Raw genomic sequence first — 17,668 nt, forward strand, 5'->3', positions numbered from 1 at the left:
AGTAGGCAATGTTTGTACATCGTTCATCGTTGGTATTTTGTGCAAACAAAGTAACTGATGAGCAATACAGCCAGTTACAAGATACATCCTGATAACAACCCAGCCAATTGGTTAAGGCAAAAAGAAATTAAAGAATAATTAAGATGGTGCCTGATTTAAATAATTTAAAGTAATAATGGAATTCACCGTGGCGGTTTACTTTTTCGATTTCATACACTTTACCCGATTTACCATATTCATCAGATAATAAATCACCAATTTTAATGCTATCTAACTGATTTACGTTGAGGGATGCTCTTTTAATTAATGTAGCTGTTTTTTCCATAAGATTGCAGTTTGAAGTATTTACGTAATCAAAAACGCTTTGGTTTTGTAGTTCCATAAATTACTTTTCAATAAGCATCAAACATACAGATTTGTAGTGTTAATAAGCAACACATAATGTCATAAATCCGTTTCATGTACAAGGCTTCATTTATTTTGGCAAAAAATTCATACCCCGATTTATTAAATAAACAGCAAAAAAATACCCCCGATTTTTGTCGGAGGTATTTCTTTTATGCTGCGTCGTAAATTACAACCTTTTCGAAGTAAACCCTGAATTCATCCAGGAAAGCTTTATGCAATGGGTGAACCTGATAAACATCATGTGCAGCTAAATCTTCAAATAACAGCACGAGGCTAAATGTGTAAGTAGTATCTACAACAGCACGCTCAATTGGTGCTGGTACGCCAATGTGAAAAGTTTTAACAACTTCAATATTTTCTAATGTTTGTAAGCCATTGCGGAAAGCAACTTTCTGCTCATCGGTGGTATCGGCTTTTAGCCAGAATAAAACGTGGTGTGCGATCATTTTTTAATTTTTTCCAAATATAATGAAAGCAGGAAAAGATCGTGGGTTTTATCCAAAAACACTTTTAGCTTTCTCAATAGCCTTAAGTAAATCGATTCCTTTTCCCAGTACGCCTTTAAACAGATCTCCTTCCACTTTCAAACGATCGATGGTATTAAAAATATTAAAATCTTTCATTTTTAAACCTGGTTTGACCTCGTCCCAATGCAATGGCATTGATACCGTTGCACCAATTTTTGGTCGTAAAGAATAAGGCCCAGCTATGGTTGCCCCTGGCCTATTCTGTAAAAAATCAAGGTACATTTTTCCTTTTCGGGCTGCTATCATGCGCTCGAGCGAAGTATATTCTGGTATCTGGTCATGCACGAGGTTCACCACTATTTTGGCAAACATCTGGCTTTGCTCATAACTATATTTGGCATTTAAAGGAATGTAAATATGCATGCCGGTTGAACCTGATGTTTTACAATAACTGGGTACATTTATGGCATCCAATACTTTTTTTGTTTCCAGCGCTGCTTCAACTACCTGATCAAAGGTATGTTTATCTGGATCTAAATCAATTACACAGTAATCGGGATTATCAGGGCTTTGCACCCGGCTAAACCAAGGATTCATTTCTATGCAGCCTAAACTCGCCATCCAGAGTAATGAAGCTTCATCTGTTCCAACGAGGTACTCCTTTTTTTCGCCTTCACTAGTTTCATAAGGAAAAGTTTCGGCCCAGTCTGGTGCTTTCCCTTTAACATCTTTTTGGTAGAAACTCGGGCCGTGTATTCCACCCGGAAAGCGGTTAAGCGATTGTGGGCGGTCTTTCAGGTAAGGCAAAATGTATTCAGCAACCTGATAATAGTAGTTAAACATATCTCTTTTGGTTACTTTATCTTCGGGCCAATAAATTTTACTCAGATTGGTAAATTTAAGCTCGTGACCTTTAATTTTCCTTACCTGTGTTTCATCTTTCGGGTTTAACAAAGTTTTAGGCATTTTACCTTTTGGTGCTTTTATTGCCTGTGCGTGTGGGTTTTCTTCATTCGTGTCATCAACAATTTTTTCTGTTGGTACTTCTATTTCTCTTACCACTTCTTTGGCTTTTTTATCTTCACGCATACCCTGGAAAGACGGGTGGCGAAAAACACCATCATCAGTTACTTCTGTAAAAGCGACCTCACATACCAGTTCCGGTTTTAACCAGGTTGCTTTCGCTTTTGGTGGGTTTGGCCTGAAGCGTGAGGGCTTATTTACATCAGGTATATTTTCAAAAGGACTTTTATCGATAATAATAGGTTTAAACTGCTCCATCATTGTTCTCTGCAATTTATCCGAAAACCCTGTTCCAACCTTGCCTACATATTGCAATTTTCCTTTTTCATAAACCCCCAACAGTAAAGAACTAAAAGATTTAGAAGTATCGGCATTTTTAGTAAAACCTGCAATAATTACTTCTTGCCGTTTCTGCACCTTAATTTTCAGCCACTCTTTTGATCTTCGGTCTGTTGCATAAGTACTATCTGTTTTTTTAGCGATAATGCCTTCTAGTCCCATTTTCTTCGCCGCATCGAAAAAATCGACACCACTGGCTTTAAAAACCTTACCAAGGCGCACACGGTCATCATCAGTTGGCATCACTTCATTTAATATTGCTTGTCGCTGGTAAAGCGGCAGCTCTATCAGGTTCTTACCCTCATACCAGAGGATATCGAACACATAAAAAACAAGTTCCCCATCTGCTTCACTTCTCCAATTCTGCAGGGAACCGAAATTGGATACACCTTTGTTATTGAGCACCAAAATCTCACCATCAAATACCGCATTCACTTTCCAGGTCAAAAGCAGATCGTAAATGGGATAAAATTTTTCGTTAAAGGATTTGTTATTTCTGGAAAGCAAATCAACCTTTCCTTTATTAATAAAAGCCAGGGCACGGTAACCATCCCATTTCACCTCATATTGCCAATCAGGATCGTCGAAAGGTTCGTCAACCAAGGTAGCCAGCATAGGTTTCACCCCTTTCGGAATGGCTGTTTTGGGTGCTTTCTTTAATATGCTTTTTACATCTGCCGCTAAGTCATCACCCACGGGCGTAGTTTCTTTCTTTTCTTTTTGCTTGGGGCTTTTTTTTTCAGTCTTTAAATCCTGCTCCTTTCCTTCTTTCCAAACCTTATCGGATGTTTTTTCCATCTTTTCGATTGTTTTTCCGGAAAGCACAGATTTATCTTCCTTAGTAATGTCTTTTGTAGAAGCATAATCGTCTTTATGTTTGATCAACAGCCAACCGTTTTCGCCCATGCCATGCGTTTTAACAAGCGCAAACTCTCCACGAAGCTTTTCTCCGTTTAGTTTAATTTTTAATGAACCATCTTTTAACTGACCTAGCAGATGTTTTTCCTGCGCTTTTTTGCCTTTAATCGGTTCTATCGGCTCGTAAGTTCCTTCATCCCATACAATAACGGTTCCGCCACCATATTCGCCCTGCGGAATAATGCCTTCAAAATCTTTGTAATCGTATGGATGATCTTCTACCATCATGGCCAAACGTTTGGTTTTAGGATCGGTTGAAGGTCCTTTAGGTACCGCCCAGCTTTTTAGAACGCCTTCCATTTCGAGCCTGAAATCGTAGTGCAAACGCGAAGCATCATGTTTTTGGATTACAAAATGTAATTTGTTCCGATCACTGCTTTTACCCGACTTTGGTTCGGTGGTTTTTGAGAAATCGCGCTTGGCAACATACTTTTTCAGACTCATAATAACTATTTTACTTTTTTAAATAATCTTCAACTGCGCGGGCAGAGGTACCAACTGTTTGTACTACGGCTTTCAGCTTATCTTTGCTTACTCCGAATTTGTTAGACCAATAATCTAGTTCATAACCTTCGTTAATGTTGATCCTAGCCCGATCAGCACTACCGTTTTTTTGTTTATCATCCATAACTATTTTTTGATTAGACAGCTATAAAACAGCCGAATAATAAAAAAGGTTTTAACAGCCATTTTTACAAACGGACATTAAAACCTTAAAAAAATAAAATTTAAAAGTTAATCGACTAGTGCTGTTACCATCTCTGGTTCTGTTTCTTCTTCATGGACGAGTTTATCTTTTATAGCGATATTGATAACCCTCAACCACACCAAAAAATAAGGAAAACTAATGATGGATAATGATAAATGATGCGCTTTTGCAAAAGTTGGAAAAAGCAGCAAAGGGAAATTGCAGGTGATGAAAAGTAAAATTGGCAACAATACATTTTTTAGCACTTTATTATTTTCGTTTACATACCAAATGCCAACACCAGTTATTGAAATGATAAACGTACAATCTTCTGCTCCAGTACTAAACAGTACAGGAAACAACAATACTGAAGATAGAATCATGAGCTGGAATTTACTTTTCGAAAAATAAGTAATATACAGAAAAGGCAACATGAACAATAAGGTGCCAAGTGTAATAAAAAGAAGATTTGATACTTTAGGGATATCAAATAGTTGTCTAAAGAAACCCATAATCGAAATATCTCCTCCACCTGAAACATTAATCATATTTTTCCCGATCAATGAGTTTTTCCAATCGATATAACTTTGCGCAACAAAATCAGGAGAGGCGAACAACATTGGCAATAAGAATATCACGACAGACCACATGATTAACCACAACACAAAAACTGGTTTTTTCTTAGCAAAAAAGAAAAATACTAATCCCACAATACCATAAAGCTTAATAAATGTACCCAGCACAATACACAGCGCAGACCATATCCCTCCGCCTTTATTTATTTGCGTATAACTCAAGATCATTAAGGCGCCGGCACCGGCATTAAACTGCTGGTTAAGCATCGATTCGATTAAACAGGGAATGGCAATATAACCGATAATCACCTTTTTATCCTCACTTAAAGGTAAAGTTTGAATAGCTTTAAAAAGCAGGAAACAGTTAAACAGGTTCCAAAACAATAAGCCAATCCAATTATGCATTAAGGCAAACGGAGCAATTAAAACACTAAAAATGGGACCATAGTGATTAGCATCTTCGTGATAAGCGGGGTACCACGCATAAAGAGATTTTTGTTGAAGAAGATTCCTGAAAGTATTCTCAAAAATGAGGTAGTTATTATACCTGTGTGTTGCCCAAGAATCGATTACAAAAATGAGTGTAATTAATACCCAAAGAAATAATACAAAACGATTGTTCTGATAATTTTTTGGGCAATGGGAAAAACCTGTAGCGTTGGTTAGAAAATAATTTGACATTGTAAAAATTACATTACAATACAATAATAAAAATGCTAACTGAGAATTCCTAATGTTTTGTAAGGAAAATGTTACTCTTTTTTAAGCTAAAATAACATCCATAAAAGAATACACCTAAATCGATTTTTAAGACCAGTTTTGTAATCGGTTTAGGGCAACTAATGGCTTTTGCCCTGTAATCATTAACAAAAAAACCTTTGCGTAGCTATATTTGAATATTTATTGGCAAAACTCCAAAACCAAATCAGAATTATGGGTGTTTATATTACATATTAACTAACCAAAAACCAGTAAAAAGATGGAATATCAAATTAATTCGATGAATGCCCGGAAAGAGTTTATTGAGATTGCAGATGAGCAAGATCGCAATTACTGGGCAGCCAGATTAGGTGTTACAGGTGAAAAACTAAAATCGGTGGTTAAAGCCATCCAGAGTATGGAATTTTCGATTGTAAAAGAATATTTGACAATGGAAAAAATTAAATCTGGTAATGCTTATAAACGCTTTCTTAATCCTTCATAGGTTTAAAGATTAATTTAGGTTTGGTTTAATAAATGCCTGATACAAGCTGTTGATGGCTGCCCTACTGAAATCAGGGAAGCCATCAGTATAGGTAGCGTTTATACCATTTGTAATGATAACGAAGCCAAATTTATCTTTCGGACTAAAAAACATGGTACTGAATAAACCATAAGCTGAACCGGTATGTCCTTTCAGTTTTACACCCGGGATAAGCTGATCTGCAGTCCTGATGGCCAAGCCATACCCTTCATCATCGGTCAAGGCAGTCTGCATCTTTTTCGCGCTCTTTTTAGTGATTATCTTAACACCATTTGATGTGCCATAATTCATGTGCATAATCATATATTTAGCTAAATCAGTAGCCGAAATTTTCATCCCACCTGTCGGCGAAAAAACAGGCGTACTATAACCCATTATGTAATTTGCAATTTCTGTTCTTCGTGGCGCATATGCTGTTGGAGACGGTGTATAAGTCTTCGTATCGGCATGATATTCGTATAAATTAACAAAACGCGTGCTATCTAAAGAGTCGATACAATAACCTGCATAAAGTCCTAAGGGTTTCAACACATGATTTTTTACATAATTATCGAAACGCTCACCTGATTTTTTCTCGATGATGGTACCGATCAGGTTAAAATTAAGATTGCAATAATCGAATTTGCTTCCTGGGGCGTATTCATTATAACATTTGGCCCAGTTTGGGTTTTTATCCGGATTGATTACATCCAGATTAAGATACCCCTGAGAATCGTTTAAACTTGAAGTATGTGATAAAGCCATTTTTAAGGTAATTCTCTGATCAGGAAATTTTGGATTCCTGATTTTAAAACCCACCAGATCGCCAAAATCATCATCTAAGGAAATTTTACCGGCCTCTACCAGTTGCATAATGGATGTTGCCGAAAAAGACTTCGAAATAGATGCAATTCTGAAAATATCCTGATCAGTTAAAGGCTTTTTATTTTCTAAATCTTTTAGTCCAAAAGAGTGAGTATAAACAATCTTACCTTCTTTTACCACAGCCACAGCAGCACCAACTGCATTATATTTCTCCATTACAGCTTTAAATTGTGCTTCGGCGTTAGCATTTTGAGCTTTTAATTGCTCAACTACACCGATTATTAAAAAGGTAATACAAAAATACTTCAGGAATTTTAGTTTCATAGGGTTAGCAGGTAAAACCTAAATATAAGGGATGGTGCAGAACAAAATCTGCACGTAGTGAAAAATTTACTTAGCATCGTTTACTTCTAACCAATGTCCATCAGGATCTTTGAAATAAATTTGTTTTACACCATCTACGCGCAAGGTAATTCCGCCTTTCTTTCCAGGCCAATCCTCGAAACTGATATTTTTAGCATTCAGCTTCTTTACAAATTCATCAACTGATTGAACACTGAAACACAAATGCCCGTTTTTATCAAAAACCTCATTTCCTTTTGCTCCCTGGATTAAATGCAACTGTCCGGCTGGCCCTAAAGTAAACCAGGTATGGCGGTTATCTTTAAAAGGCTCCGGAATGATTTTAAGGTTAAACACACTTTCGTAAAAAGTTGTTGCTACGCTTAGATCAGCTACATAAACAGCGATATGATTTAAAACAGCAGGTACATTTTCGGGTTTATTTTGCGCCATGGCTTTTTGAAAAATGATAGAAAATAAAATAGTGGTAAACAGGAAGATTTTTTTCATGTTTAAATATCAAACTTATAAAGGAATAATTTTAATAAATTTTTTAATACATTCTTCGACTCCGCTTAAGGCAGCAAAACAGAGCGGGTATTTCTTGAGCAGATTTATCAACCACAGATAAAAGGATAAACACAGATAATATACCTTAGTAGACATTTTTTGTTTGAAGATGCTTCGACTCCGCTCAGCATGACAAAGCGCGTAAAAGCCCAAAGCGAGATACTCATCTCCTGGAGGGATGCGGAATGTTCCAAAGGAATTCCTTCGGAGGAAAGATCTTTGAACTTGATCATTCTATCCAGTAAAGATCCTGAAACAAGTTCAGGATGACGAAACGAGTTAATGTATTCTGTGCTAAAAATTTGCCTCGCAGCGTTTTCAGGTTCTCTGCTGCGCTAACATTGAAAAACTTCAACAGAAAAATCGTCATCTCGACTGGAGCACAGTCCCGAATTTTCGAGAGAGATCTATCTAGCCAGATGTAGCTTCGCTGAGCAATCGTGGTTCTCAACTGCGTTGCACTCCGCTTGAAATGACGATCGAAGGGAATTTTCCGTTCTTATTTCGCTAAACTTTCAAATTCTGCATCAGTTAATTCGATTTCTGTAGCTTTTAAGTTTTCTTTTAAATGCGCAACAGATTTTGTTCCGGGTATTAGCAGGATGTTTGAAGATCTTTTTAATAACCAGGCCAGTGCAATCTGTGCTGTAGTGGCCTGATATTTTTCGGCTATTACTTTAATTTTATCTTCTAATTTTGCGGGGCCAGAAGCCAGTGGGAACCAGGGAATAAAAGCTAAACCTTGTTCGGCAGTAAAATCAAGTACATTTTCCCATTGTCTGTTGGCCAAGTTGTATAAATTCTGAACCGATACAATTGGCAGAATATCCTGTACCTGTTTGATCTGATCGATGGTTACTTCAGACAGACCAACATATTTTATTTTCCCCTCTTTTACCGCTTCTATAACTGGTGCAAGGGTATCGGCTACATTAACTTTAGGATCGATACGATGCAGTTGCCATAAATCAATCGATTCAACTTTTAAACGCTGTAAACTTCCTTCAATATCTTGCCTGATTTTTTCAGGATTACCATTCGGAACCCAATTGTTGGGGCCTGGTCGGTCAAAACCACCTTTGGTAGCAATAAGGAGATCCTGTTTGTAAGGATGTAGTGCATCAGCGATTAAAGATTCGTTAAATTTTGGTCCGTAAGCTTCTGCGGTATCAATAAAATTAACGCCATTTGTTACGGCTTCCTGCAAAACTTTTATTGCATTTTCGCGATCATCCACTTCGCCAAAAACACCGTTGCCTGTTAGCTGCATTGCACCATAACCTAAACGGTTAATTTCTAATTCGCCTAATTTAAATGTTGTATTTCCCATGTGCTTTTAGATATGATAATAATTTCTATACGATAAAGATAACCCTAAGTGAGTGGCTTTGTTTTTAAACTAATTTTTATGATAAAGAAATGAATAAAGCGAAAAAAGGCTGCTCCAGTTTGGCATAAATTAGTCTGCGCTCGTTTCCAGATGAGTGCATAAATAACTAAATGATTTTATCGTTGTAAACGATTGATTATTCAACACTCGTTAGAAACGAGCGTTAGCAGCTATAAAGATTCTTCGCTGCGCTCAGAATGACAAATAAAGAAAAAGGCTGCCCCGGTTTTTGGAACAGCCTAAATAGATTTATAAGGATAATATGAATATGAGAATTATAGCTATTTACCTAATTCCATCCCCCACCTAAGGCGTGATAGATATCGACCACCGCATTTAACTGCTGTTTTTTGGTTTCGATCAATTCTAATTTTGACTGCAAAGCATCACGTTGGGTCATCAATACCTCAAAATAATCCGCCCTTGCCGATTTAAACAAATCGTTAGAAATATCGATTGATTGTGTAAGTGCTGTTACCTGTTTCGATTTCAAATCGTAGCTTTTTTGCAGGTTGCTGATTTTCGACATCTGGTTGGCTACTTCAATATAACCGTTCAGAATCGCTTTTTCGTACTCAAACACGGCCTGCAATTGTTTTGCGTTTGCGGTTAAATATTCGGCCTTAATGGCATTGCGGTTAATGAGCGGTCCGGCTAGATCTCCTGCTAACGAGTAGATCAATGATTCTGGCGTTCTCAATAAATAAGATGGATTAAAAGCCTGGTAACCGATGGCCGCAGAAATACCCAATGATGGATAAAACTGTGCCTTAGCCACTTTAACATCCAGCTTAGCAGCAGCGAGTTCTAACTCAGCTTGTTTAATATCGGGGCGGTTGGCCAGCAATTGTGAAGGTAAACCTGTCTGTACTGTTGGTGGTACCAGATCGGTAAAACTCGATTTATCCCTTATAATTGGCTGAGGAAAACGGCCTAGCAAGAAATTGATTTTATTCTCCGTTTCGGTAATATTTTGCTGAATATCAAATTCCAGACTCTTAGAGCTTAAGACCTCAGCCTCAAATTTACGCACTGCAAGTTCGTTAACCCTACTGGCCTGTTTCTGGATTTTCATCAGTTCTAAAGCATTTTTCTGCAGCTCAATGTTTTTTTTCACTGTCTCTAACTGATTATCAGCAGCCAGCAGTTCGTAATATGAATTTGCAACCTCAGCTATTAAATTGGTGACTACGAAATTTTTGCCTTCTACCGTTGCTAAATAATGACTTATGGCTCCTTTCTTCGCATTTCGCAATTTGTGCCAGATATCGGCTTCCCAGTTGGCCTGCAAACCGAAACGATAATCGGGCAATATTTCAGGTACTTCTTTACCTGGTGTAATTTCTGTAGAAGCATCGCCAGCACCCGAACTGGTGTAGCGACCAACTTTATCAAAACCTGCACCAACGCCATAGGTTACACTTGGTAAAAGTTCCCCCTTTTTAGCTTTGATTTCGTTTTTCGCAATCTCGATATCCTGAAGCGTAATATTCAACTCCTGGTTATTTTTTAATGCGGTATCGATCAGGTTTACCAGATTTGGATCGGTAAAAAACTTCCGCCATTGTATACTGGCCGTACTTACGGTATCCTGTGCACTACTAAAGGCTGCAGGAACACTTTTATTTTCGGCGCGTTGGGCCACTTCTGGCAATTTACATGCTGTATATGTGGCACATATCAGCACTAAGCCAAGGCCTTTATAAATATTATTCTTAAACATTATCTTCTACTTCTTCAGTTAATGGATGTTCTTCTTCAATTTTAATCAGCTTATGTCTGGCTGCTATTGTTCCAAACACATAATATAATCCCGGGATAATAACCACCCCGAAAATGGTACCGAAAAGCATACCCCCAGCAGCAGCAGAACCAATGGTTCTATTACCGATTTTTCCAGGCCCTGATGCAATCATCAATGGAATTAAACCTGCAATAAAGGCAAAAGAGGTCATTAAAATCGGACGGAAACGTACACTTGCACCTTCCATTGCCGCTTTTAATACCGTTGCACCCTGGGCATGCCGCTGTGCAGCGAATTCAACAATCAATACTGCGTTCTTACCAAGTAAACCAATCAGCATCACCATCGCAACCTGTGCATAAATGTTGTTTTCCAATCCTAATAATTTTAAGAACAGGAAAGCGCCAAAAATACCCGCTGGTAAAGAAAGGATAACCGAAAGTGGCAAAATAAAACTTTCGTATTGTGCTGCCAGAACCAGATAAACGAAGCCCAAACAGATCAGGAAGATATAAATGGCTTCATTACCCCTCGATACTTCATCTTTAGATATACCTGCCCAATCGATACCAAATCCCCTTGGAAGTGATTTCTTGGCCACTTCGGTAATGGCCTTGATGGCTTCACCAGAACTATAACCCGGAGCAGATTGTCCGCTGATCTCCGAAGCATTATACATATTGTGTCTGGTAATTTCCGATAAGCCATACACTTTCCGCATTTTAATAAAAGCCGAGAAAGGCACCATTTCATCGCGGTCGTTTTTAACAGACAGTTTTAAAATATCTTCTGGCAAAGCCCTGTACTGAGGCAATGCCTGTACAATTACTTTATATTGGTGGTCGTATTTAATAAAACTGGTTTCGTAATTACTCCCCACAAAAGTCGACAGTGTATTCATCGCATTATCAATACTCACGCCTTTTTGTTGCGCAATATCATTGTCAACATCTAACATGTACTGAGGGAAACTCGCACTGTAAAAAGTAAATACTGATGATAGCTCTTTACGTCTGTTCAGCTCTTTCACAAAATCGTTGGCCACGGTTTCCATTTTTTTGTAATCGCCACTACCTGCTTTATCCAATAAACGAAGCTCAAAACCTCCCGCAGCACCATAACCCGGAACCGCTGGTGGCTGGAAAAATTCGATGGTTGCACCTGGAATAGATTTCGATTTCTCTTCAAGCTCTTTAATAATCTCTACTGCCGAATGTTTACGTTCGCTCCAGTCTTTCAGGTTGATTAAACAGGTACCTGAGTTCGATCCTGTACCTTCAGTAAGAATCTCATATCCTGCCAAAGATGAAACCGACTTTACACCATCAATATCTTCGCACATTTTTTGCAGTTTCTCCGCAATCTGATCAGTACGCTCCAAGGTAGATCCCGGAGGCGTTTGGATAATGGCATAAACCATTCCCTGATCTTCGTTCGGAATAAAACCTGATGGCACACTTCCACTTAATCCCCAAACCCCTAAACAAAAGGCTGCCAGAATACCAAAAGTTAATATCCTGCGGCTTACTACCTTGGTTAGCACCAGTTCATATTTACCCGAAAGTTTGGCAAAACCATTGTTGAAACCATCTAAGAAGCGATCAATAATAGTTTTCCTTTTCTTCGATCCATGGTTATTTTTCAACATAATGGCACACAAAGCTGGCGTAAGTGTTAAGGCCACAATACCCGAAAGGATAATCGCCGTTGCCATGGTGATCGAGAACTGACGGTAGAAAATACCTACTGGTCCCGACATAAAAGCTACCGGAATAAATACCGATGCCATTAAAAAGGTAATGGCGATAATTGCACCGCCAATTTCTTTCATGGCCTGCTGGGTAGCCTTCAGTACCGAAAGTTTCCGATCGTGTTCCATTTTGGCGTGTACCGCTTCAATTACCACAATGGCATCATCTACTACTACCCCAATGGCCAACACCAAGGCGAACAAGGTGATCAGATTGAGCGTAATACCGAAAAACTGCATAAACACAAAGGTTCCGATTAAGGATACGGGTACAGCAATTGCCGGAATGAGGGTTGAACGCCAATCGCCAAGGAACAGAAATACCACTAGACCTACCAAGATAAAGGCTTCGACAAGGGTGTGGATTACTTTTTCAATAGAAGCATCGAGGAATTTAGAAACGTCGTAACTTACTTCATAATCTAAACCTTTAGGAAATGAGCTCGATTTGATCTCGGCCATTTTCGCTTTTACATCTTTAATTACCTGACTGGCATTACTTCCGTAAGATTGTTTCAATACGATAGCTGCAGAAGCCTTTCCGTTTAACGTAGAGTATAAATTGTAAGCTGAAGCACTAAAATCTACATCGGCAACATCTTTTAAACGAAGTAATTCTCCATTAGCACTTGCTCTTAATACTACATTTTCGTATCCTTCTTTCGTACTAAAGCGTCCGGAATATTTTAACACATACTCAAAGGCCTGAGAACGTTTACCAGAACTCTCGCCGGTTTTACCTGGAGAGGCTTCTAAACTTTGCTCATCAAGTGCTTTCATCACCTCATCTACTGAGATTTTATAAGCCTGCATACGGTCGGGTTTAAGCCAGATCCGCATGGCATAATCCCTATCGCCCAAAATATCGGCAAAACCTACACCATCAACCCTTTTCAACTCTGAAAGCAAGTTGATATCGGCATAATTGTACAGAAAATTCTGGTTCATCTTAGGATCTTTACTATACAAGTTGATGTACATCAACATGTTAGACTCTTCACGGGTGATTTTAACCCCCTCACGAACCACTAAAGGAGGAAGTTTATTGGTAACAGCAGCTACCCGGTTCTGTACGTTAAGCGAAGCCTGGTTGGGATCGGTACCTAAATTAAATACGACCTGAATGGAAGCTTCACCATCATTACCGGCATCAGAGGCAATATATTTCATACCCGGTACACCGTTAAGGGCACGTTCGAGCGGAATAACTACCGATTTGATCAATAACTCATTATTTGCCCCTGGATACTCGGCCGTAATATTAACTTTAGGCGGTGAAATAGAGGGGAATTGTGTAACGGGCAGGTAGCTGATGGCCAACACCCCAAGAAACACAATGATAAGCGATATTACTATAGAAAGGACTGGCCTTTGTATGAATTTACTAAACATAAAATAAGTATGGAGGGTGGTAGATTATTCAGTTTTCAATCTTAATTGTTTCATCACTTTCTGAGGCTGTTGGAATTTGAAGGTAATTTTATCATCATCTTTTACTTTCTGCACGCCTTCAAGCAATATTTTATCACCCGTGGTAATGCCATCGCCAATGATGTACAAATCTGGCACCTCGCCTGCAATGGTGATGGCTCTGGAATGTACTTTATTATTTTTATCGATTACAAAAACATAAGTTTTATCCTGAATATCATAAGTGGCTTTCTGTGGGATTACTAAGGCATTTTTTAAAGGAACAACCATCTGGATTTTGCCTGTTTCTCCGTTTCTCAGTAAGTTATCAGAATTGTTAAACCTGGCTCTAAAAGCGATGTTTCCTGTCTCATTATCAAATTCGCTCTCGATCACTTCAACCTTACCTTTCGATTTCAATAACTCATTATTTGCCAATAACAGGCTAACTTCTTGCTGGCCTTTTACCTTTGCTGCACGCTGATAGTTCAGGTATTCAGGTTCAGACACATTGAAATACGCAAAAACCTGACTATTATCTGAAAGACTGGTTAATAAAGCACCTTCATCAACCAAACTACCCAGTTTTAATGGAATACGATCGATGGTACCATCAAATGGTGCCCTGATTTCGGTATTGGATAAATGGAATTTGGCCAATGAGGTTTCGGCATTTGCTGATTGCAGTTTAGCTTTAGCCATGGCCAGCTCATTTTTAGAAACGATGTTTTTATCAGAAAGTAATCTGGTGTTTTCAAGCTCAATTTCTGCAGATTTAGTTTCGGCTTGTGCTTTTAACAACTCAGATTGTGCTGCTTTAGGCATAATCTTAAACAACAGCTGACCAGCTTTTACACGCTGACCTTCATCTACATAAATATTTTGGAGATAACCTTTTTCCTGTGCCCTAACTTCGATATTCCTCACAGATTTAATCTGCGAAACATATTCCTTGGTAAACGAAGTATCCATTCTTAACGGTGTGGTTACCGCATAAGTAGTTACTTCTTCTTTTTCTTCTTTTTTCGAGGTACAACCCGTTACATAAAGCAAAGTACATAAGCCTAAGCACATGACAACTCTTTTCATTTTTTTTTGTTAAATGGTTTTAATCTGATTTATTTTTTTCTCTAATTAGTCTCCCTTGGCAACCAATTTATGATAAGAAGCAGTCTACAACTGATGTGCAGATACTTAATTGACTTCAATAAATTATGGTTACGCAATGATTTAATTCGAAAGCGAAATAAATACAGATTTATGAAGTTATAATGAAGTTGAACTTCAGGTTTGGATTGAGAAATTGTGTTTTAGTGAAGCAAAAGATGATTTTTCACAATAAACAGATCATTTAGTCTCGCTTTTTGAACGAATTACCAGTTAACAGCTAGAATTAGATGAAGAAACGACGATTTCTTACACAAAAACTCCACTCTAGGCATTTGACAGTTATTTTCATAATGATGTATAAATAGGATTTATTGACGACAAACTAACATAAAGTTAACAAGAACATCGTTTTAAGTGGCGTTAAAGAAAATTAAACATTAACCACGCTTGTCATCCTGAGCAATAATTTATTTATAAAAATCAATATAAATGACAGGGGTTTTTAATGAATTAATATATTGTGCGAAATCGTCATTCCCAACTTGATTGGGAACCACAGAGTGCTCATGAATGCCTCCGAAAAAAGGAAAACTTATGAATAATCGTAATGCAATAAGCTTTAAGATTCCCGCCTACGCGGGAATGACGACCCTTATATTGGAATCTGTCAATGGTAGCTTGTCGAAGGATCTTCTCAATTCCATGTGCAGTCAGATGTTACCGTCTGACTATCGACTATTAAAAAAGCGAAGATCCAGAGTATATGTTTTAGTGTCAGTTGGGAACAACTGACACCACAATTATCTTAACGACCTTAATTCCTTAATAATCAGAACATTCAAAGTCATTTTCTCATGTAACCCTTAATTACCGAGAAAACATAAATCAAAATTACCCAGCCTGCTATCACAAATTTTGGCCATGCAATAAAATCTGTTCGCCAAAATTCAGCCAGATTTCCTGGGTGATGGAAACTGTGTAATAGCCTGATATTTTCAATTACATCCAGTGAGCCTATTAAAAATGCCAGAAATAAATTAAGCCGTAGCAATTCGTTTAGCCAACTTGTTTTTTCTCTTTGCATTTGCGAATTAGATAGCGTCATGATGAGCACTACATATATCAAAATAAACAGAAAATCGAGGTGTGTATTCTTTTGGGCAATGTTTAAAAGTGTCTGATCGCCATACAGGGTATCGCTCCAAAGCGCAATAATTTCCACTCCTGCATCTTTATTGGAGAGCTCTAAATTGACGATTCCTTTTCCGCTGAAGTGCTGAAGTACTTTCCCCTGAAAGGACATTACGCCACAAACGATAATAAATACTAAAATCAATATCTTTTTCATTTCTGCCCCCCATCCTGTTGTTTTACAACTTCTATAACTGCACTTCCTTGTTTATTTGGATTGTTAATACAATGAATAAAGGCTGCTGCTGTTTTTTTGAAATGTTGGGGCAAAGGATGCAATTCATCCGTCCAACCATTTTTACCAACTGATCCTCTTGAATCGATATGGAAAACCCTATTCTCACCTAACATTTCACTAAAAATGCGACCGATATCAATCATCATTTCGTTAAAGAGGTAAATCATGGCATAAACAATTTTGCGCTGGTCTTCGGGATCGTATATCCCTCTGAGCTGCAAGGGCGTTTTTAACCATCCTCCGTGCCCGAGAAAAGTTCGCGCAAACAGCCGGTACCATTTGAGTGGATTATATCCTGCTATTTTCTTATCGCTTGGGATGGCGTAATCGTAACCTTGCGTAATAATCTGTATCCCCGGAAATTTACCATTTTCTCCCTCACCGCCAGTGAGAATCCCATTTATAATAAAATAATATTGGAGCTGGAAAAAGGCCAGTAAAGCATAAAAATCTTTGGATATGAACTGGGTACCCCGTTTAAAATCTTCTGGTTTATCGGGTGGATTAGCAGCGCTTTGATAAAGGTATTTCGCAAATGCGCTTTTTTCAAATTCGTTGGAGTCTCCTTTATGCGTAACCATGGCTGCTATTCTCCGGTTTCCAACCAGGTCGTTTCCTCCCCCGCTAATGATAAATACATCCGGTTGGAGTGTAGAAAGCTGTTCGACATATTTTTTGGCACTAAGCATGTTCATCAGCCAATCGCCACCAGATGCCAGGCTATAAACGGCCATATTCTCTTCCATAGCAACCCAGTCGATCACATCGCTTAAAAGAATGGGATAATTGAACCACGAATCGCCCTCTACCACCACTACCCTGTTTTTAAGACCGTTGTGCTTAGCCGTATGTTTCCGGAAATTATTTTTCACCTTTTTTATAAAACGGGTATTGCGCTGGCTGTTTTTTAATGCATCAACTTTAGCCATAACAGGCGCTAATGCTGCTATTTTTCGTACCTGCTCCAGGTTAAGGTCGTAGATATGCTGAATAATTTCAGAAAGATCGAATTCATTAATTTCAGGCCTCAGTTCAATAAGTTCGCTAACCGAGATATTGTTATTGAGCAGTTTGTCGATAAGACATTTTTTTATAGCAGGATCCATGGCTTTTCGATCGTTGTATATCATTTTCTGTTTATTAAAATATATGTTTAGCAAGGGACATACTGATATAATAGTAAATCAATTAGAAAACATTGCATTCTATTGAAAACTAAACAGATAACTGTTGTTAAATATGTAAATATAACATAACGCCATAGAGATTCCAATACTGATTATTGGGTACACTTACGTATTGCACCTCAAATAAATATTGCACCGAATCGGTTAAGGTTTAAAACATCTTCCTTAACATTTAGGCAACAGTAAACTTACATTAAAGGATTACCTTCGCTAACACAAAACCAGCCTTTCTATGTTTCAATAAATAGATTAAAGCGGTACAATATGGAGA

At 38.1% G+C, this 17,668-nt stretch carries 14 protein-coding genes; 1 reads left to right on the top strand and 13 read right to left on the bottom strand.

Features of this window, described 5'->3' with window-relative positions:
- Nucleotides 1-127: 127 nt before the first annotated feature.
- The 5 genes from LQ227_RS17515 to LQ227_RS17535 form a co-directional block, all read right to left on the bottom strand.
- Entirely contained in the window at nucleotides 128-325 is a 198-nt protein-coding gene (locus LQ227_RS17515; protein WP_215127748.1) for a hypothetical protein, read from the bottom strand.
- 232 nt (nucleotides 326-557) lie between these two features.
- Nucleotides 558-854 (bottom strand): Dabb family protein, encoded by a 297-nt coding sequence (locus tag LQ227_RS17520; RefSeq protein ID WP_230140301.1) that lies wholly within the window; start codon nucleotides 852-854, stop codon nucleotides 558-560.
- A 48-nt stretch (nucleotides 855-902) separates the two neighbouring features.
- On the bottom strand, nucleotides 903-3,599 hold the full coding sequence (ligD, locus tag LQ227_RS17525) for a DNA ligase D (protein WP_230150158.1): 2,697 nt from the start codon (nucleotides 3,597-3,599) through the stop codon (nucleotides 903-905).
- A 10-nt stretch (nucleotides 3,600-3,609) separates the two neighbouring features.
- Nucleotides 3,610-3,783 (bottom strand): DUF3606 domain-containing protein, encoded by a 174-nt coding sequence (locus LQ227_RS17530; protein ID WP_215127755.1) that lies wholly within the window; start codon nucleotides 3,781-3,783, stop codon nucleotides 3,610-3,612.
- Nucleotides 3,784-3,890: 107 nt separating this feature from the next.
- A complete protein-coding gene (locus LQ227_RS17535; protein WP_230150160.1) occupies nucleotides 3,891-5,099 on the bottom strand; it encodes a glycosyltransferase family 87 protein in 1,209 nt (402 codons plus the stop codon).
- 298 nt (nucleotides 5,100-5,397) lie between these two features.
- Here LQ227_RS17535 and LQ227_RS17540 point away from each other — a divergent pair, with 298 nt between their 5' ends.
- The gene (locus LQ227_RS17540) at nucleotides 5,398-5,622 is read left to right on the top strand and encodes a DUF3606 domain-containing protein (protein WP_029280094.1); all 225 of its coding nucleotides are present in this window, start codon (nucleotides 5,398-5,400) and stop codon (nucleotides 5,620-5,622) included.
- A gap of 9 nt (nucleotides 5,623-5,631) precedes the next feature.
- Here the strand turns inward: LQ227_RS17540 and LQ227_RS17545 are convergent, their stop codons facing one another.
- The 8 genes from LQ227_RS17545 to LQ227_RS17580 form a co-directional block, all read right to left on the bottom strand.
- Nucleotides 5,632-6,789: a serine hydrolase gene (locus LQ227_RS17545; protein WP_230150162.1), complete on the bottom strand. Its 1,158-nt coding sequence runs from the start codon at nucleotides 6,787-6,789 to the stop codon at nucleotides 5,632-5,634.
- Nucleotides 6,790-6,855: 66 nt separating this feature from the next.
- Nucleotides 6,856-7,317 (bottom strand): VOC family protein, encoded by a 462-nt coding sequence (locus LQ227_RS17550; RefSeq protein WP_230140292.1) that lies wholly within the window; start codon nucleotides 7,315-7,317, stop codon nucleotides 6,856-6,858.
- 559 nt (nucleotides 7,318-7,876) lie between these two features.
- Entirely contained in the window at nucleotides 7,877-8,707 is an 831-nt protein-coding gene (locus LQ227_RS17555; protein WP_230140290.1) for an aldo/keto reductase, read from the bottom strand.
- A 349-nt stretch (nucleotides 8,708-9,056) separates the two neighbouring features.
- Complete coding sequence (locus LQ227_RS17560; protein WP_230140282.1) at nucleotides 9,057-10,490, bottom strand: TolC family protein; 1,434 nt, start codon at nucleotides 10,488-10,490, stop codon at nucleotides 9,057-9,059.
- Nucleotides 10,483-13,653 carry an efflux RND transporter permease subunit gene (locus tag LQ227_RS17565; RefSeq protein WP_230140273.1) on the bottom strand — a complete coding sequence of 1,057 codons (3,171 nt, stop codon included), beginning with the start codon at nucleotides 13,651-13,653 and terminating at the stop codon, nucleotides 10,483-10,485. The genes LQ227_RS17560 and LQ227_RS17565 overlap by 8 nt, the downstream gene beginning before the upstream one ends.
- A gap of 24 nt (nucleotides 13,654-13,677) precedes the next feature.
- Complete coding sequence (locus tag LQ227_RS17570; protein ID WP_230150164.1) at nucleotides 13,678-14,760, bottom strand: efflux RND transporter periplasmic adaptor subunit; 1,083 nt, start codon at nucleotides 14,758-14,760, stop codon at nucleotides 13,678-13,680.
- A gap of 865 nt (nucleotides 14,761-15,625) precedes the next feature.
- Complete coding sequence (locus LQ227_RS17575; RefSeq protein WP_230140263.1) at nucleotides 15,626-16,129, bottom strand: hypothetical protein; 504 nt, start codon at nucleotides 16,127-16,129, stop codon at nucleotides 15,626-15,628.
- On the bottom strand, nucleotides 16,126-17,340 hold the full coding sequence (locus tag LQ227_RS17580) for a hypothetical protein (protein WP_230140261.1): 1,215 nt from the start codon (nucleotides 17,338-17,340) through the stop codon (nucleotides 16,126-16,128). The genes LQ227_RS17575 and LQ227_RS17580 overlap by 4 nt, the downstream gene beginning before the upstream one ends.
- Nucleotides 17,341-17,668: the final 328 nt, after the last annotated feature.

It is taken from the genome of Pedobacter sp. Bi27, assembly GCF_918698255.1.
Lineage (GTDB): Bacteria > Bacteroidota > Bacteroidia > Sphingobacteriales > Sphingobacteriaceae > Pedobacter.